Below are 18257 nucleotides of genomic sequence, written 5' to 3' on the forward strand. Positions count from 1 at the left end.
CCAGTGATGACCAGTGATGACCGATGTTCCGACACGGGCTGGTGCGGCGTCTTACGCTCCCCGCGCCGCACGCGCCCGCGCCGGAACTCCCCCGGGCGGCTCCCCCTTGAACCGTGGGTGCTTACTGTTCTACCTTCGCCACATGGTCGGGGCATCAACGCCCGCTCACCAGCGACACAACGTGCGGGCGGCAGTTGGGCCGGGTGATGACGAGTGCGTCCACACCTCGCGTTGATCGAGGACGATCCCGACTTCGCACTGATGTGCCGTACCTATCTGGAGCGCGAGGGTTTCACCGTCACATGGGCCATGGACGCCCGGGCCGGCAAGGCCGTCATGTACGACGGCGGCATCGATCTCGTCGTCCTCGATCTGGGACTTCCCGACGGCAGCGGTCTTGAGCTGTTGCGGGCGCTGCGCTCCACCAGTCGACTTCCGGTCATCGTCGTCAGCGGTCGCGGCGACGAGACGGACCGGGTGGCGGGCCTGGAGATCGGCGCCGACGACTATCTCGTCAAGCCGTTCTCACAGCGCGAACTCGTGGCCCGTATCGGTGCCGTGCTGCGCCGCTCCCAGCCGCCCGAGCTGCCCACCGTCCTCGACGTCGGGACGCTGCGCGTCGACACCGCCGCACGTCAGGCGCGCGGGGCGGGTGTCCCGCTGCACCTGCGCCCCAAGGAGTACGCCCTCCTGGAGGTCCTCGTGCGCTCCCCCGGGCGGGTCTTCTCCGCCGGGCAACTGCTGGAGCTGATCTGGGGAGCGTCCTGGCAGCAGCCCGCGACGGTCATCGAGCACGTGTACCGGCTGCGCGGCAAACTCTCCCGCCTCCCGGCGCCCGCACCGAGGATCACCACGGTGCGAGGCTATGGATACCGACTCGATCCGTGAGGGCCGCCCATGTCCACGAGCCGTCCGTCCGACGTACCGCATCCCGCCCCTCATCCCGCCCCGGATTTCCGGCGCCTGTTCGACTCCACGCTCTCCCCGCTGCTCGTCCTCACCCCCGACTTCACGATCGTCGAGGTCAACCGCGCCTATCTGACGGCCACGGGCACGCGGCGGAGCATCGTCGGACGCCCCATATTCGATGTGTTCCCCGACAACCCCGACGACCCGTCGGCCGACGGCGTCACCAACCTGCGCCGCTCCCTGGAGACGGTGGTGAGCACGAGCCGCACGGACACCATGGCGCTGCAGCGGTACGACATCCCGACAGACGCGACGGACGCGACAGACGCGAAGGCCGGCTTCGTCGAGCGCTACTGGAGCCCGGTCAACACACCGGTCCTGGACGCCGACGGCCGGGTGACCCACATCATCCACCGGGTCGAGGACGTCACCGAGTTCGTACGGCTGCGCCGGGCCGGGCACGAGCGGGCGCGGGCGGCCGCCGAGGCGCAGATGCGCGCGGAGGGCATGGAGATCGATCTGTTCGTCCGCGCGCGGGAGATCCGGGAGGTCAACGAGCAGTTGCGCCGGGTGAACGGCGAACTCGACGCCGCTGGGCGGGAGTTGCAGGAGGAGCAGCGGGCCAAGGACCGGTTCATCGCGACGCTCTCGCACGAGCTGCGCAATCCGCTGGCAGCCGCGACCGCGGCGACCGAGCTGCTGGCGCTCGACCTGCCGGGCGGCCATCCGGCGCTCTCCGTCCTGGAGCGGCAGCTCGGCATTCTGGCCCGGATGAGCAACGACCTGCTGGACGGCACGCGCGCGGTGACCGGGCGGCTGGATCTGGTGCGCGAGCGGGTGGATCTGCGGTCGGTCGTCGAGAGCGCCTGCGCCGACATGTGTGGGCTGTTCGGCCATGAGGGACGGGCCCTCGACGTCCGGCTGCCCGACGGACCGGTGCTCGTCGACGGTGACCGGCTGCGGCTGGCCCAGGTACTGACGAACCTCCTGTCGAACGCGCTCAAGTACACACTGCCGGGCGGCCGTACGGACGTGTGCCTGTCGTCCTTGGACGGGCAGGCCGAGATCACGGTCGGAGACGACGGGATCGGTTTTGAACCCGGGCAGGCCGAGGAACTGTTCGGGGTGTTCATGCGGGCGGCTCCCACCGGGCCGCGCACTCCCGAGGGGCTCGGCCTCGGGCTCGCGGTGGCCCGGACGGTCGTCGAACTCCACGACGGCCGGATCTCCGCGCACAGCGACGGGCCGGGCAAGGGCGCCTCGTTCCGCGCGCTGCTGCCGACGGCCACGGCGGACGCGGCCCAGCCGGCCCGCCCCGCTGCCGCCGCGCGTGCGCAGCGGCAGTTGGTCGTCCTGATCGTCGAGGACAACACGGACCTCGCCGCGACCTACCGCTCCCTGCTGGAGCGCCAGGGGCATCACGTCACGGTCGTCCACACGGGCACGGACGCCGTCACGGCCACCGAGGCCCACCTCTTCGACGTCGTACTGTGCGATCTCGGGCTGCCCGACATGGACGGCTATACGGTCGCCCGCGCCGTACGGTCCCGTCCGCACGGCGCCGGGGTCCGCCTCGTCGCGGTCTCCGGCTTCAGCCGGGACACCGACCGTACGCTCGCCCACGAGGCCGGCTTCGACGCCCACCTGGCCAAGCCACTGCCGCTCGCGGATCTGCTGGACCTCCTGGAGCGCTGACCCGTCGGGGTACGGCGGCCCGGCCCGGCCCGCCGTACCCCGACGGCGGTATGGACCGGACCCCCGGGAGTCGGCGCTTGTGCTGACGGAGAGCGCAGGTCGGCGGCCTGGTGGCCGCTGGCTGGACCTTACGGTCGGTGTGTGATCGGTTGCGGTGGGCCACCGGGTTTCACGCGGTGGGGTGCAGAGACAGCCGTCCGACGGGGTGCGCCGCTGTGCCGCGCACCCCGTCGGGGCGACAACCGGTCAGGACGCCGACAGCCGGTCGGAGCGCCCAGGCCCGGATCTGCGAGGCGTTCGGGCTGTCGAAAGCGCTTCGGCGGGTACACGTACGCCATGACCGATGTCGTGGACTCCGACGAACTCCTGCGCCGAATCCGGCGCGCTCGGACCTGGGCCGCCCGGGAGGCGGAAACGTGGCAGGCGCGGAGCGACGACCTCAGGCAGCGCGATCCCGACGGCTCACGCGACGCCGAGATGCGGGGGCACGCCTACGAGGCCGTACGCAAAGTGCTGGACGAGATCCTGACCCCGGGTGTGCACGCCGCGGACGACTGAATCGCGGCGGGACAGGGACGACGCTCAGCCACCCGCGGGACACCGACCGTCCGATCGCGCGGGCCGCTCCCGATTCCGGGCGCGCTGGGTCTCCTCGGCGGACTGTGCGGGAATCGACCGACCGGTACGCGGGACGTACGTGCCGCCGATGAGGCGGCGCAGAGGCGTCACGCGGGACCTGACCTCCGGGTGCTTGGTGGTGTTCATGGGGTCACAGTGCGCCATCGGTGCCGGAGCAACCAGATCACTGTTGTGTGCAGGACCGCGGATCCTGGTACCGGAACCACCAGTCAGCGGATGCCTGGCAGCCTCAGCGTGAAGACCGACCCGGTGCCGGGTTCGCTGGTGACCGCCACGGTACCGCCGTGGGCCGTGATGAGCTGACGCACGATCGACAGACCCAGGCCGCTGCCGCCGGTGCGCCGACTGCGGGACTTCTCCGCCCGCCAGAACCGTTCGAAGACCCTGGGCAGATCCTCCGGGGCGATACCGCTGCCGGTGTCGGCCACTTCGAAGAGGACCGCGTCGTCGTCGCGGCGGACGGAGAGCGTGACCGTGCCGTCGGCGGGCGTGTGGCGTATCGCGTTGGAGACCAGGTTGCCCAGCACCTGCCGCATACGGACCGGATCCGCGTCGAGCCACAGCGTGCCGCCCGAACCGGTCGAACCGTCGGAGCGGTTCGCATCGTCCGAGCCGGCCGAACCGTTCGAGCTCTTTGAGCCGTTGACGGCCGTGCTCAGGCGGACTCCCGCCGTCTCGGCCCCCACCCGGTGCGCCGCGACGGTCTGTTCGAGCAGTTCGTCGGCGCGGACCGGCTCGCGGTGCAGCCTGAGCGTGCCCGCGTCGGCGTCCGCGAGGTCCTGGAGGTCGTCGATGACCCGCTGGAGCACGATCGCCTCGTCGTGGAGGGAGGCGAGCAGCTCGTGGTCGGGGGCGACGACGCCGTCGCGGGTCACCTCCAGCCAGCCGCGGATGTTGGTGAGCGGCGTGCGCAGTTCATGGGCGATGTCGGCGACCATCGCCTTGCGCTGCGCCTCCATTCGTTCGCGGCGCTCGGTCAGGTCGTTGAACGCGACGGCCAGGATGCCCGTCTCGTCCTGGGTGGTCACGGGCACGCGTACGTGCTGTTCCGGTGGCTGCTGGGCGGCGTGCGTCAGCGCGCGCAGCGGCCGTACGAGCCGGGTGGCGACCAGCGCGGTCACGGCCACCGTGAGGGCGAGGACGAGGCCGGCGACGCCCGTGACCTTGGCCTTGTTGGCGGCGGACATGTCGAAGTGCGGGGCGGCGCTGTCGCCGCGGCCGAGGAACAGTTCGGCGGCCGGGGCGACGTAGGGATCCAGTTGCCGACGTCGGGCGCGGTCGACGCACTGCTCCGCCTTCTTGTTCTGGTCGGCTATCTGCTCGTCCGTCGCGCCGAGGTACTTCGTCGGCAGGGGCTTGACCTTGAGGCCGGCCGTGACGGTGAAGGGTGCGGGGAGTGTCAGGTCGACACCGTCCAGGCAGCCCTTGGCGTACGTGGTGAGTTCCGCCAGGGCCTTCTCCTCCGTCGCGGTAGGGGTGTTGAGCAGGCCGTCGGCGCACGGCGTCGGTACCGCGCCTCCGTCCACAGTTCCCCCCTCGTCGGTGAGGACGGAGCGGCCGCTGGGCAGTTGCGTGATGCTGGTGTCGACGTAGTTCTCCGAGAAGCAGTGCCGGCGTTTCTCGGCCAGCTGACGCACGCGCTTGCGCTCCGCGGGCGGCAGCAGGTACGGACCCACCGCGCGCGGATCGATGCCGGTGCGCTGTGCTCCGGGCTCGGTGAAGGTGTCGGTGTGCAGGGGATCCACCACGGCAGCGGCCCTGGGCGGCAGGGCCGTGTTCCGGGTTTCGGAGTCCGCGATCGGCGTGCGGTCCTGGGTCGTCAGAGCGATGCGCCGCCCTGACCTGTCCGACATCGCGCGGACGGTCTTCTCGACGCCGGACCAGTCACGATGGGTGGCCGCGTAACCGCTCAACTGCCGGAGGATGTCCATGTCCTCGGCCAATACCTGCCCCTGCTCCTCCTGGATCGCCCGGGTCGTGGTCTGCACCGCCAGCCAGGCCGTCGCCGCCACGGAACACATGGCGATCAGCACGGACGTGATCAGCAGCCGGACCAGCAGCCGCTTGCGCAGCGGTATCGCGCCGGTCATCCGCGGTCCCCGCTGAGCTTGTATCCCACGCCGAAGACGGTCAGCAGCCGCACAGGTCTGCGCGGATCCGCCTCCAGCTTCTTGCGCAGGTTCATGATGTGCACGTCGACGGCCCGCTCGGTCGAGGACCGGTCGATGCCCCGGGTGCGGTGCAGCAGCTGCTGCCGGGAGAAGACCCGCTCCGGCTCGGCGACCATGGCCAGCAGGATCTCGTACTCGGCCGGAGTGCAGTCCACCGGCGCTCCGTCGCACGCGACCTCGTGCCGTACCGGGTCCACGGTGATCCCGGCGGCCCGTACGACCGGGTCCTCGCGTTGTCCGGCGGCCTGGCGCCCGCTGCGGCGCAGGACGGTGCGGATGCGGGCCATCAGTTCGCGCGGGCTGTACGGCTTGGTCATGTAGTCGTCCGCGCCGAGTTCGAGACCGAGCAGGACGTCCGCTTCCGTGGAGCGCGCGGTGAGCATGAGGACGGGGATGTCCTCGTCCCGGCGCAGCGCCCGGCAGACGCCGAAGCCGTCGATCACCGGGAGCATCAGGTCGAGGACGACGAGGTCGGGGCGGCGCTGCCGGACCGCGTCAAGGGCGGCCCGGCCGTCGTGGACCACGGTGGCGGTGTGGCCCTCGCTCAGCAGGGAGCGGCGTATCAGTTCCGCCTGTTTCTCGTCGTCCTCGGCAACCATCACATGTGCGCACACGGGCCTGATGCTAAGCGGCCGAGGCCGTGGTGGGACCGGGCGTGAGGGGCTTCCCACACCCTGACACGTTCCTCACAACCACCTGCTTCCGCTCTGGTCAGGTGTGCGGCTCAGCGTCTGAGCGCGGCCGCGTCGCCCATGACGATCACGGGATCGCGGTCGGGGTCGAGGGCGCGCAGGAGTGCCTTCATGTGTTCCTTCCGGAGGCTGACGCAGCCGTGGGTGGGTCCCTCGTGGTCGACGTGCAGCCAGATGCCGCCGCCCCGGTCCGCCCCGAGAGGGCGGGTCCAGTCCAGCGGTGTCGTGCCGGCCTTGCGGTTGTAGTTGATGGCGATCACGTAGTCGAACGAGCCGGCGAGGGGCTCTCCCTCGAAGCCCTTGCCACCGATGGTGAAGGCACTGGACTGGTCGTACGGGAGGCTCGCGCCCGGGTCGGGGAGCAGGCCGCCCGCGTCGGTGAGCGCGTAGACGCCGATGGGTGAGCGGAGGTCCTCCAGCACGTGGTGGTCGGTCCAGCCCTTGAGGGCGTTGTGCGCGGGCCAACTTGCCCCGGCCTGCCAGCCGGACTCCGTGCGCTCGTACAACACCACCGTGGAGATCGGTGAGTTCTTGCCCCGGCCCGTCACCACCACGGCCTGGCGGGTCTTCTGGGGGACCTGGGCCAAGGTCTTCGGGCCCAGGCCGGGCAGTTGCTGTGGGGCCACGTCCATGGAGACGCGGGGTGCACCCGTGCTGCCCCCTTGCGGTGTCGCACCGGGCTGCTGATCCGCTGTCGTCATCGCTCCGCCTCCGCCGCAGCCGGCGAGGAGGAGTGCAGCGGCCAGGACGGCGACAGGGCGGCGCACGGCACCGTGTGTGGGTGTGATCATGCGTCGACCTTGACCGGCACATTTGAGGAACTTGTCAGGTCGGTTCGATCGGTGACGCAGAAGTCGTGGATGAGGTGGATGGCGCGGAAGTCGCGGAGGGAGCAGCCCGGCGGAATCACTCGGGTGTCCTCCTTGCAGGGCGACAAGTTCTTCGCGGACCCACATCCTGCCTATGCCCGGCTCCAGGAACAGCTTCCGGTGTGGCAAATGGAGGAACCGAACCGTTCGCGTGCCGGCGGCGTCCGTTGCTTCGAAACATTCGGCCCGGCCATCTTGAGCCATCCAGAATCCGCTCCGGTACGGGGCGTTGACGCTGCCCGGGGTCAGCCGTACGGTCTGCGCAGCCATTCGGAAACATGCTCGAAACTTTCGGCGAAGACAGAAAGGGACGACATGATCAGCCGCACATTCACAGATCCCGCGGCCGCGCCTGCGCTCCGGCCGTCGCGTGCCCGAAGAGCCCTGGTGATCGGTATGGCGGGCCTGCTCGCCGCGGCCGGCGTCACCACGCTCGCGGGGACGGCCGAGGCCGCCGGCACGCTCGGCGCCGCGGCGGCGGAGAAGGGCCGGTACTTCGGCGCCGCGGTCGCGGCCAACCACCTGGGCGAGGCCCCGTACGCCGCGACGCTCAACACGGAGTTCAGCTCGGTGACTCCGGAGAACGAGATGAAGTGGGACGCGGTCGAAAGGACCCGCAACTCCTTCACCTACGGCGCCGCCGACCAGATCGTCAGCCACGCCCAGAGCAGGGGCATGAAGGTCCGCGGGCACACCCTCGTGTGGCACTCGCAACTGCCCGGCTGGGTCGGCGGACTCGGTGCCGCCGACCTCAGGACGGCGATGAACCACCACATCACCCAGGTCATGCAGCACTACAAGGGCAGGATTCACTCCTGGGACGTCGTCAACGAGGCCTTCCAGGACGGCAGTAGCGGTGCCCGGCGCAGTTCACCCTTCCAGGACAAGCTCGGCAACGGCTTCATCGAGGAGTCGTTCCGCACCGCCCGCGCCGCCGATCCCGCGGCCAAGCTCTGCTACAACGACTACAACACGGACGGGGTCAACGCGAAGAGCAACGCCGTCTACAACCTGGTGCGGGACTTCAAGGCGCGCGGTGTGCCCATCGACTGCGTGGGCTTCCAGTCCCACTTCAACAGCGCGTCCCCGGTGCCCGGCGACTACCGCGCGAACCTGCAGCGCTTCGCCGACCTCGGTGTCGACGTACAGATCACCGAGCTCGACATCGAGGGCTCCGGCACGGCTCAGGCGACCAGCTACACCAACGTGGTCAACGCCTGTCTGGGCGTGTCCCGTTGTACCGGCATCACCGTCTGGGGAGTCACGGACAAGTACTCGTGGCGGGCCAGTGGCACTCCCCTGCTGTTCGACAACAACTACGCCAAGAAGGCCGCCTACCACGCCGTGCTCACCGCGCTCGGCGGGACCGGCTCGGGCGGCGGTGGTGGCGCCGCCTGCACCGTGACGTACAGCAGGACCGACGACTGGAGCGACCGCTTCAACGGCGAGGTGACCGTGACCGCGGGCGGTTCGGCGATCAGCGCCTGGGCGGTGGCCGTCACGGTGACCTCCCCGCAGAAGGTCTCCGCGACCTGGAACGGCACGCCCAGCTGGGACTCCAGCGGCAACGTCATGACCATGAAGCCGAACGGCAACGGGAGTCTGGCGGCCGGAGCGTCGACGAGCTTCGGGTTCACCGTCATGAAGAACGGCAACTCCTCGGCCCCCTCGGTCGGTTCCTGTTCCGCGTCCTGAGCGAGCCCCGCACAGCCCGGAGTTCGGCGGCGGACAACGCATGGCGCGGCGACTGCGACCGTCGCGCCATGCCCACCCGTCCCGGCGTGCGCACGGAGTCCACGAGCACCCGGCACCCCTCCGGTGGATCCGCCGACGCGCCCGTCGACACACCCGCCGAGAGAGCACGACAGTTGGTATGTACCTGACCATGAAGTGCCGCTAGGCTCTGCTCCGCCATGAAATGAGAGCGCTCTCACAGTTCAGCTGTTCCTCCCCCACCTTGCTGGAACAACGAAGGGCTACTGCCTTGAGACGCACCACGACCATGCGCACCGGCCTTGCCGCCCTCCTTCTCGTCGGCGGCACCTGGGCGACCGTCGCCGCCGGACCCGCCTCGGCCGCCGACGCCCCCGAACCCGCCCGTTCCTCCGGCGCTCCGGCCTCCGCCGCGCTCCTCGACGCCATGCAACGCGACTTCGGCCTGACGAAGAGCCAGGCCGAGGCTCGGCTCGCCGCCGAGAAGACCGCGACGGCCGTCGAGCCGACGGCGCGGCGCGCGGCGGGAGCCGCGTACGGCGGCTCCTGGTTCGACGCCGAGAGCGGGAAGTTGACCGTCGCCGTCACGGCCGGCGCCTCCGACGCCGCCGTCGATTCCGTACGGGAGACCGGCGCGAGTGTCCGTACCGTCAAGTACAGCGCGCGACAGCTCGACGCGGCCAAGGCCCGCATCGACAAGCTGGACGCGCCCGAGGGTGTCAGCAGCTGGCACGTCGACGCCAAGGCCAGCTCGGTCGTCGTGGCCGTCGCCGCCGCGCAGCGTGCCGACAACGACGTCCAGAAGTTCCTTTCGAAGGCCCGTGCGGCGGGTCCCGTCACCGTCGAAGAGGCTGCCAAGGCGCCCGAGACCTTCGCCGCCGGGACGGTCGGCGGCGACCCCTTCTACACCGGCAACGTCCGCTGTTCCATCGGGTTCTCGGTGCACGGCGGCTTCGTCACCGCGGGGCACTGCGGCGGGGCGGGCCAGAGCGTCAGCGGCTGGGACCGCTCCTACATAGGAAACATCCAGGGCTCCTCGTTCCCGGACAACGACTACGCCTGGGTCAACGTCGGAAGCGGCTGGTGGACCGTGCCGGTCGTGCTCGGCTGGGGCACCGTTTCGGACCAACTGGTCCGCGGATCCGCCGAGGCGCCCGTCGGTGCCTCCATCTGCCGGTCGGGGTCGACCACGCACTGGCACTGCGGCACGGTGCTCGGCAAGAACGAGACCGTCAACTACAGCCAGGGCGCGGTGCATCAGATGACCGGAACCAGCGTCTGCGCGCAGCCGGGCGACTCCGGCGGCTCGTTCATCAGCGGCGACCAGGCGCAGGGGGTCACCTCCGGCGGCTATGGCGACTGCACCAGCGGTGGTCGGACCTGGTTCCAGCCCATCAACGAGATCCTCAACCGGTACGGCCTCACGCTCCACACGGCCTGATCCGGCGGGCTGCGCGGTACGGCTGTTCCACGGTACGCCTCGACGGGCTCCGTCACCGGCCAGGTGACGGAGCCCTTTGCCGTCCGCCCGGGCCACCCCGCCCACCACCTGGGGGCCGAAGAGCCCTTGATTCACCGCCCGTTCACCGAGCCTGCCACCTCCGTCGGTGCACCCCGCGTCCCAACGACCTACGCTCGGCGGCACTTCACGGGACCGGTCCCCCGACGGGCAGCCGGGCCCCGTTGCCCGTCACCGACGGAAGGTTCCGTTACATGCTCCACAGATCCACCGCTGTGGCGCGGAGGTTCGGCAGGAGAGCCGCCGTCCTCGCGCTGACCACCGCGCTCGCCGCCGCACTGCCCGGCCCGGTCTCCTCGGCGGCCGACGTCGCCGAGGCCCCGGCGCGGCCCACCGCGTTCGTCGACCCGCTCATCGGCTCGACGAACGGCGGCAACACCTACCCGGGTGCCACCCTCCCGTACGGCATGATCGCCTGGTCGCCGACCAGTACCCGGGGCGACCAGACCAGCACGGGCGCCGCCAACGGCTACGAGTACAACGCGACCCGGCTGCGCGGGCTGAGCCTCACCCACGTCAACGGCGCGGGCTGCAACCCGGGGGCCGCCGGCGACGTACCGATCATGCCGTTCGTCGGGGACGTCACGTCGTCGCCCTCGGCCGACACCACGGACTCCGTCTACGCCGCGAACTTCTCACACGCCGACGAGCGGGCTGTACCGGGCCGCTACTCCGTGGGGCTCGACTCCGGTGCCCGCGCCGATCTCGCCGTCTCCCGGCGCGCCGGCGTCGCGGACTTCACGTTCCCCGCCGACAAGCCCGCCAACCTGCTCTTCCGGGTCTCCAACTCGCTCAATGGCAGCGAGGACGCCCACGTCGAGATCGACCGGGCCAAGCGCAAGGTGAGCGGCTGGGTACTGACCGGCGCGTTCTGCGGGCGGCGCGCCAACGGCGGCGTCAACAACCGCAAGAGCTACTACCGGCTCTACTTCAGCGCCTCGTTCGACCGCGCGTTCTCCTCTGCGGGTACGTGGAAGGACGGCGCCCTCTCCCCCGGTGCCGTCTCGGGCGGAGGCGGCGAGGGGTACGCCACCGGTGCGGACCGCGCGGGCCGCGGCTCCGGAGGCTGGGTCGGCTTCGACACCGCGTCCGACAACGATGTCCGCATGCGGCTGGGCATCTCGTACGTGAGTCTCGCCGGTGCCGAAACCAACCTCCGCCAGGAGATCGCGCCGCGGACGAGTGTCGACGAGGTGGCGGCGGCCGGGAGCCGGGCCTGGGACCGCGAGCTGCGTTCCGTACGCGTCGGGGGTGGCAGTACGGCCCAGCGCACCGCCTTCTACACCGCGCTCTACCACTCGCTGATGCAGCCGAACCTGGTCAGCGACACCGACGGCCGTTATCCGGGCATGGACGGCAAGCCGCATCGCGTGGAGCACGGGCAGGGGGCGCAGTACAGCAACTTCTCCGGCTGGGACCAGTACCGGGCGCAGATACAGCTGCTCGCCCTGCTCAAGCCGCGGATCGCCGGGGACTTCGCCCAGTCCCTCCACAACTTCGCACGGCAGAACGGTGGGGTGTGGGACCGCTGGGTGCACATCAACGGCCCCACCCACGTGATGACCGGCGATCCGACGGCGGCCACACTCGCCACCTTCTACGCCATGGGGGTCCGCAACTTCGACTACCGCGGCGCCTTCGACTCCCTGGCCCGCCAGGCCACCGTGCCGCACCCCGACGGGCTCTCCGACGCGGGCTGCCCCGGCCAGTGCACGGGCCAACGGCCCAACCTCGCCCAGTACTTGACCTCCCAGTACGCGGCGCAGGACGTCTGCCACTGCTGGGGCGGTGCCGCCGAGACCCTGGAGGACTCGGTCGCCGACGACGCACTCGGCCGCTGGGCGAAGCTGCTGGGCCTCAATGAGCAGGCCGCCGCCTTCACCGCGCGGGGCGGCTGGTGGCGCAACGTCTTCAACCCGGGAGCCACCGACGGGGCGGGCACCAACGGCTACATCCAGGCCCGCAATCTCGACGGTTCATGGGTCACTCCGTTCAGCCCGGGCAGCGATCGCGGTTTCGCCCAGGGCACCAGCGCCACGTACACGTGGATGGTGCCGCAGGACGTGCAGGGGCTCGCCGAGGCGATGGGCGGACGCGAGTCGGCCGCACGTCGGCTGGACGGCTTCTTCCACAAGCCCGACGGTTCCTGGTCGGTGAAGGGTGGTGACGCTCTGCGGTACGACCCGACCAACGAGCCCGGCATTCACGCCCCTTGGCTCTACAACGCGCTCGGTCAGCCGTGGAAGACCCAGGAGACGGTCCGGCAGATCCTCGACACCGTGTACGGCACCGGACCTGCCGGGCTGCCCGGCAACGACGACCTCGGCACCATGTCCGCCTGGTACGTCTTCTCGGCGCTCGGCCTCTATCCGCAGACCCCGGGCAGCGCCAACCTGCTCCTTGGCGCCCCGCTCTTCCCGCACGCCGTGGTCGACCGGCGGGGTGGCGGTGACATCGTCATCGACGCGCCCACCGCCGACGCCGACCATCCGTACGTCAGTGGTGTCCGGCTCAACGGCCGTGCGTACGACCGTTCCTGGACGGATGCCCGCTTCCTGCGGAACGGTGGAACGCTCTCCTTCGGCCTCGCGCGGCAGCCGGACACCGGCTGGGCGACCGCGCCCGAAGGACTGCCCCGCTGACACGGCACGGGTGGTGCCCCGGGTCCGGTCGGACCCGGGGCACCACCCGTGCAGACGCCCGTCAGACCTTGCGGTACCTGGCCATGGCGAACGAGAACAGTCCGAAGAGCAACAGACCGACGGCTATGAGCACCAGCAGCCACGGCCCCGCCGGGGTCTCGGTGAACGAGCGCAGAGTGTCGTCCACGCCCTTGGCCCTGTCCGGTTCGTACTCCTCGGCGGCCCGGAGCGCGAAGCCTCCGGCGACGGCGAACACCAGACCGCGGGCCACACCGCCGCCGACGCCCGTCACGTCGACCGTCCGGCGCACCCGGTGCGACATCTCACCGAGCCTCATGTGCTTGTGGTACTTCCGGCGCGCGGCCTGCACCACCATCCAGACACCCGCGCAGAGGATCGCCGCGCCGGCCGCGGCCACGAGCCACTGCCCGGCGGGCAGGTCCATGGCTCTGGCCGTCGCGTCCCGGGACTTGCCGTCGCTCGATCCACTCCCGGCGGAACCGGCGGCGAAGGAGAGCGCGGAGTAGGCGACCAAGCCGTAGAACACGGCTCGTGCGGCCGACGCCAGCCTCTTCTTCCCCTTGTGGCCGTCGGGGCCCGCCGCGCCGAAGACCGCCTCGGACAGCCGCCAGAGCGCCATACCGACCAGCCCGATGCCGAGCGCCCAGAGCACGGCCTCACCGAAGGGCTTCCCGGCGACCTCCTGGAGTGCGCCCCCCTGATCCGCCTGCTTGCCGCTGCCGCCGAAGGCGATCTGCAGCGCCAGCAGGCCCACCAGCAGGTAGATGACACCGCGCGCGGTGAATCCTGCCCGGGCCGCGCCCTCGATCGCCGGGGCAGCCTTGCGTTTCCCCGCCCGGCCGCCTCGCGTCAACGTGCTTGCGTTCATCATTGCCTCCCGCTCTCGCAGGTGCCCCTGCCCGGCCGTACGACACCCGGGCGGGCGCCGCCCGTGCGGTACCTCCCGGTTTCGGAGCGAAGCGGGACGATCGAACATACGATGGGCATGCACCGGGGCGGCATGGCAGTCGGGCCGCACCGGGACGCCGACCGCTCGGGGTGGGAGACGCATGGCACAGGGCACGGACGCGGCACGGACCGTCATCCTGACCGTGGACGACGATCCGGGGGTTTCGCGTGCCGTGGCCCGTGACCTGCGGCGTCGTTATGGCGAGGAGTACCGGATCGTGCGCGCCGAGTCGGGCGAGAGCGCCCTCGACGCGCTGCGGGAGCTGAAGCTGCGCGGTGATCTCGTCGCGGTGATCCTGGCGGACTACCGGATGCCCCAGATGAACGGCATCGAGTTCCTGGAGCAGGCCCTGGACGTGTACCCGGGCGCGCGGCGCGTGCTGCTGACCGCGTACGCGGACACGAACGCCGCCATCGACGCGATCAACGTCGTCGACCTCGACCACTACCTCCTCAAGCCCTGGGACCCGCCCGAGGAGAAGCTCTATCCCGTCCTGGACGAGCTCCTGGACGCCTGGCGGACCTCCGACCACCGGGCGGTGCCGATCACGAAGGTCGTCGGGCACCGCTGGTCGGCCCGCTCGTCGGACGTACGGGAGTTCCTGGCCCGCAACCAGGTGCCGTACCGCTGGTACTCGTCGGACGAGCCGGAGGGCAAGCGGCTGCTGGCCTGCGCGGATCAGGACGGTGAGCGGCTGCCGCTCGTGGTCACCGCGGACGGGGCCGTGCTGGTCGAGCCCGACGACCCCGAGCTGGCCGCCCAGGTGGGGCTGGCCACGACACCGGCCGAGGACTTCTACGACCTCATCGTCATCGGCGGCGGACCCGCCGGGCTCGGCTCGGCGGTGTACGGGGCTTCGGAGGGACTGCGGACCGTGCTGGTGGAGCGCTCCGCGACCGGCGGGCAGGCGGGCCAGAGCTCACGGATCGAGAACTACCTCGGCTTCCCGGACGGCGTGTCCGGGGCCCAGCTCACCGACCGGGCCCGGCGTCAGGCGTCGAAGTTCGGCGCCGAGATCCTGACCGCGCGCGAGGTGACGGGGCTGGAGGTCAACGGTTCCTCGCGGACCGTGCGGTTCTCCGACGGTTCCGCGATCTCCGCGCACTGCGTGATCCTGGCGACCGGTGTGTCGTACCGGCAGCTGCAGGCGCCGGGCACGGATGGCCTGACCGGGTGCGGCGTGTACTACGGCTCGGCGCTGACCGAGGCGGCCTCGTGCCAGGGGCACGACGTGTACATCGTCGGCGGCGCGAACTCCGCAGGCCAGGCTGCGATGTTCCTGTCCAGGGGCGCGAAGTCGGTCACCCTGCTCGTGCGCGGCTCCTCCCTGTCCGCGTCGATGTCGCACTACCTGATCGGGCAGATCGAGGGTGCGCCGAACATCAACGTCCGTACGGGGACGGTCGTCGAGGCGGCGCACGGCTCCGACCACCTGGAACAGCTCACCCTGTGCGACGTCGCGAGCGGGCACACCGAACTCGTCGACGCGCAGTGGATGTTCGTGTTCATCGGCGCGGCCCCGCTGACCGACTGGCTGGACGGCACCGTGCTGAGGGACGAACGCGGGTTCATCGTCGCCGGACCCGACCTGGCCGTCGGCGGACAGCCGCCGCCCGACTGGGAGCTGGACCGGGCGCCGTACCATCTGGAGACGAACGTGCCCGGAGTGTTCGTGGCGGGTGACGCCCGCGCCGAGTCCGCCAAGCGGGTCGCCTCCGCCGTCGGAGAGGGAGCCATGGCCGTGATGCTCGTCCACCGGTATCTGGAGCAGTCGTGAGCGGGCAGCCGATGCCGTGCGACGCGGCCGAGCTCGGCACACTCTTCCTGTTCGAGAAGCTGGACGCCGAACAGCTGGGACGGCTGTGCCAGGAAGGGCGCGTGGAGAAGTTCGAGCCCGGCTTCGTGTACCAGGAGGGCGAACCGGCCACCTGCTTCTTCGTGCTCCTCGAAGGCACGGTCGTGATGTCGCGCCGGGTCGGCGGCGACGACGTGGAGATCAGCCGCACGTCCCAGCGCGGGGTGTACGCGGGTGCCATGCAGGCCTATCTGGCCGCCTCGGACGACGCGAGCTACAAGGGCTCCCTGCGGGTCACCGTGCCCTCCCGGTTCTTCATCCTGCCCGCGGAGACGTTCAACGCGGTCCTGCGGGAGTGGTTCCCCATGGCCGTGCACCTGCTGGAAGGACTGTTCTTCGGCAGCCAGAACACCCAGCGGACCATCGGGCAGCGCGAGCGGCTCCTGGCACTGGGCTCGCTGTCGGCCGGGCTGACGCACGAGCTCAACAACCCGGCCGCGGCGGCCGTACGGGCCACGTCCGCGCTGCGGGACCGGGTGGCCGGGATGCGGCACAAGCTCGGCCTGATAGCGACGGGCTCGTACGCGCGCGCCGCGCTGGAGCAGCTCGTCGAGATCCAGGAGCGCACCGCCGAACAGGTCGCCAAGTCCACGCCCTTGAGCCCGCTCGAAGCCTCCGACCGGGAGGACGCGCTCGCCGACTGGCTCGACGACCGCGGCATCGCGGGCGGCTGGCAGCTCGCGCCGACGTTCGTGCAGGCGGGCCTCGACACCGACTGGCTGGACCAGGTCGCGGCGACCGTGGACGAGGGGACGCTCGAAGGCGCGATCAGGTGGCTCAACTACACGGTGGAAACCGAGCTGTTGATGAACGAGATCGAGGACTCCACGACCCGGGTCTCGAATCTCGTGAACGCGGCCAAGCAGTACTCCCAGCTCGACCGCGCGCCCTACCAGGTCGCCGATGTGCACGAACTCCTGGACAGCACACTGATGATGCTCGCCGGGAAGATCGGCCCCGGCATCAGGATCGTCAAGGAGTACGACCGTACGCTGCCCAGGATCCCCGCCTACCCGAGCGAGTTGAACCAGGTGTGGACGAACCTCATCGACAACGCGGCCTCCGCGATGGGCGGCGAGGGTGTACTGACCGTACGCACCGCGCTCGAACGGGAGCGGCTGCTCGTCGAGTTCCGTGACACCGGGCCCGGCGTGCCCGAGGAGATCCGCGGCCGGATCTTCGACCCGTTCTTCACCACGAAGCCCGTGGGCGAGGGCACCGGACTCGGGCTCGACATCTCCTGGCGCATCGTCGTGAACAAGCACCACGGGCATCTGGAGGTGCACTCGGAACCCGGCGACACCCGTTTCCAGGTCTTCCTCCCGCTCACCGCCGCCGAACCCGACGCCCCTGAGGAGGCCTCATGACGACGCCGGACGGAATCGACCCCAGCGTCCCGCCGAGCGGCGCGGGGTGCGTCGAGTGCGATGCGGCGGGCGGCTGGTGGTTCCATCTGCGGCGCTGTGCGCAGTGCGGTCACGTGGGCTGCTGCGACGACTCCCCCGCCAAGCACGCCACCGCCCATCACCAGGCCACCGGCCATCCGTTCATCCGCAGCTTCGAGCCGGGCGAGCGCTGGTTCTGGAACTTCGAGACGTCCGAGCTGTACGAGTCCGGTCCGGACCTCGCCCCGCCGCTCGCCCACCCGGCGGACCAGCCCACGCCCGGACCCGCGGGACGGGTTCCGGCGAACTGGGCGGACACGCTGCGCTGACGTGGCCGCGCTGCGCTGAGGCGGACACCCACCCTGCGCTGAGGTGGGCGCGGACGCTGTGCTGAGGCGGGCGCGGCCTTCGCGGCCACCCTCCCGCTCGCCTGCCCCGCCCCGGCCGAGGGGAGCGCACGGGTGCCAGACTGCGGCCATGACCGCGCACCTCGTCTCCGTCATCGGGAGCAGCCCCGGAGTCGGCAAGTCCACCCTGTGCCGGGCCCTGGCCGACTGGCTGGCCGGGCTCGGCGCGTCGGTCGACCACTTCGAGGAGGCCGACATCCTCGCCCGGCCCGCGTTCCGGCCGGTTGCCGAGGAGTTCGCGGACGGGACCTCCGACGTCCGGCCCGAGACCCTCGTCGAGTCAACGCGCGCCTACGTAGAGGAGTCCCTCGCGGCGGGCAGGGACTACCTGGTGACGGACGCGCTCCTGCCCTTCGTTCCGTCCCTCGTGGCGTGGGGCCACGACGAGAGCACCCTCGTCCGGGTCGTGAAGGAGCTGACCCGCGCGGTGCTGCCTGCCGAGGTCACCGTGGTGTACGTCCACGACGACCCGGCCACCGCACTGCGCCGGGCCGTGGAGCGTGAGGAGGCCGACTGGGAGGACTGGTACGTCGGGAAGCTCGCCGGCTCCCCCGGCACCCGGGCGGTTCACGATCTCCCGTCGGCCGCCGCTCACCTTCGCTTCGAGGCGGAGCTGACCCGTCGGCTTCTCGCGGACACTCCGTGGCGCGTACTCACCGTGGACGCGGGAACACTCGGCGCGCAGGAGTCCTTCGCCTACGTCCAGCACTGTGTGACGGAGTCGCTGAGGCTGCCGAAGCGGCGGTGAAGGCACCGAACGGCCACTGTCGGCCGCGGTGAACGGCCGTTGT

15 protein-coding genes are annotated in these 18257 nt (G+C 70.8%); 10 read left to right on the forward strand and 5 right to left on the reverse strand.

All coding sequences use genetic code 11. The features are described 5' to 3' along the window. Nucleotides 1-213 precede the first annotated feature (213 nt). The 3 genes from OHA11_RS01460 (at nucleotide 214) to OHA11_RS01470 (ending at nucleotide 3162) form a co-directional block, all read left to right on the forward strand. Nucleotides 214-888, forward strand: a complete 675-nt coding sequence (locus OHA11_RS01460; protein WP_266491179.1) for a response regulator transcription factor — start codon at nucleotides 214-216, stop codon at nucleotides 886-888. Between the two features lie 9 nt (nucleotides 889-897). Then, complete coding sequence (locus OHA11_RS01465; protein ID WP_266491180.1) at nucleotides 898-2604, forward strand: ATP-binding protein; 1707 nt, start codon at nucleotides 898-900, stop codon at nucleotides 2602-2604. A gap of 336 nt (nucleotides 2605-2940) precedes the next feature. Then, complete coding sequence (locus OHA11_RS01470; protein WP_266491182.1) at nucleotides 2941-3162, forward strand: hypothetical protein; 222 nt, start codon at nucleotides 2941-2943, stop codon at nucleotides 3160-3162. Between the two features lie 24 nt (nucleotides 3163-3186). On the opposite strand, the gene OHA11_RS01475 is transcribed toward OHA11_RS01470, so the two are convergent. The 4 genes from OHA11_RS01475 to OHA11_RS01490 form a co-directional block, all read right to left on the reverse strand. After that, the gene (locus OHA11_RS01475) at nucleotides 3187-3369 is read right to left on the reverse strand and encodes a hypothetical protein (protein WP_266491185.1); all 183 of its coding nucleotides are present in this window, start codon (nucleotides 3367-3369) and stop codon (nucleotides 3187-3189) included. Between the two features lie 83 nt (nucleotides 3370-3452). Then, nucleotides 3453-5333: a cell wall metabolism sensor histidine kinase WalK gene (locus tag OHA11_RS01480; protein WP_266491186.1), complete on the reverse strand. Its 1881-nt coding sequence runs from the start codon at nucleotides 5331-5333 to the stop codon at nucleotides 3453-3455. Further along, on the reverse strand, nucleotides 5330-6028 hold the full coding sequence (locus tag OHA11_RS01485) for a response regulator transcription factor (protein ID WP_266491187.1): 699 nt from the start codon (nucleotides 6026-6028) through the stop codon (nucleotides 5330-5332). Before OHA11_RS01485 ends, OHA11_RS01480 begins: the two co-directional genes overlap by 4 nt. 110 nt (nucleotides 6029-6138) lie before the next feature. Further along, the gene (locus OHA11_RS01490) at nucleotides 6139-6897 is read right to left on the reverse strand and encodes a L,D-transpeptidase family protein (RefSeq protein ID WP_266491189.1); all 759 of its coding nucleotides are present in this window, start codon (nucleotides 6895-6897) and stop codon (nucleotides 6139-6141) included. Nucleotides 6898-7371: 474 nt separating this feature from the next. On the opposite strand from OHA11_RS01490, the gene OHA11_RS01495 reads away from it, so the two are divergent. The 3 genes from OHA11_RS01495 (at nucleotide 7372) to OHA11_RS01505 (ending at nucleotide 12849) form a co-directional block, all read left to right on the forward strand. Next, on the forward strand, nucleotides 7372-8670 hold the full coding sequence (locus tag OHA11_RS01495; RefSeq protein ID WP_266506860.1) for an endo-1,4-beta-xylanase: 1299 nt from the start codon (nucleotides 7372-7374) through the stop codon (nucleotides 8668-8670). A gap of 307 nt (nucleotides 8671-8977) precedes the next feature. Next, nucleotides 8978-10129: a S1 family peptidase gene (locus tag OHA11_RS01500; RefSeq protein WP_266506862.1), complete on the forward strand. Its 1152-nt coding sequence runs from the start codon at nucleotides 8978-8980 to the stop codon at nucleotides 10127-10129. A gap of 272 nt (nucleotides 10130-10401) precedes the next feature. Further along, complete coding sequence (locus tag OHA11_RS01505) at nucleotides 10402-12849, forward strand: GH92 family glycosyl hydrolase (protein ID WP_266491190.1); 2448 nt, start codon at nucleotides 10402-10404, stop codon at nucleotides 12847-12849. Between the two features lie 61 nt (nucleotides 12850-12910). Here the strand turns inward: OHA11_RS01505 and OHA11_RS01510 are convergent, their stop codons facing one another. Then, nucleotides 12911-13738 (reverse strand): DUF1206 domain-containing protein, encoded by an 828-nt coding sequence (locus OHA11_RS01510; RefSeq protein WP_266491191.1) that lies wholly within the window; start codon nucleotides 13736-13738, stop codon nucleotides 12911-12913. A 181-nt stretch (nucleotides 13739-13919) separates the two neighbouring features. Here OHA11_RS01510 and OHA11_RS01515 point away from each other — a divergent pair, with 181 nt between their 5' ends. From OHA11_RS01515 to OHA11_RS01530, 4 genes are all read left to right on the forward strand, one after another. Next, the gene (locus OHA11_RS01515; RefSeq protein ID WP_266491192.1) at nucleotides 13920-15596 is read left to right on the forward strand and encodes an FAD-dependent oxidoreductase; all 1677 of its coding nucleotides are present in this window, start codon (nucleotides 13920-13922) and stop codon (nucleotides 15594-15596) included. Next, nucleotides 15593-17041, forward strand: coding sequence for an ATP-binding protein (locus OHA11_RS01520; protein ID WP_266491193.1), 1449 nt, complete (start codon nucleotides 15593-15595; stop codon nucleotides 17039-17041). Before OHA11_RS01515 ends, OHA11_RS01520 begins: the two co-directional genes overlap by 4 nt. Beyond that, complete coding sequence (locus OHA11_RS01525) at nucleotides 17038-17388, forward strand: UBP-type zinc finger domain-containing protein (RefSeq protein ID WP_266491194.1); 351 nt, start codon at nucleotides 17038-17040, stop codon at nucleotides 17386-17388. Before OHA11_RS01520 ends, OHA11_RS01525 begins: the two co-directional genes overlap by 4 nt. 148 nt (nucleotides 17389-17536) lie before the next feature. After that, nucleotides 17537-18214, forward strand: a complete 678-nt coding sequence (locus tag OHA11_RS01530) for a hypothetical protein (protein WP_266491196.1) — start codon at nucleotides 17537-17539, stop codon at nucleotides 18212-18214. Nucleotides 18215-18257: the final 43 nt, after the last annotated feature.

The organism is Streptomyces sp. NBC_00878 (assembly GCF_026341515.1).
Lineage (GTDB): Bacteria > Actinomycetota > Actinomycetes > Streptomycetales > Streptomycetaceae > Streptomyces.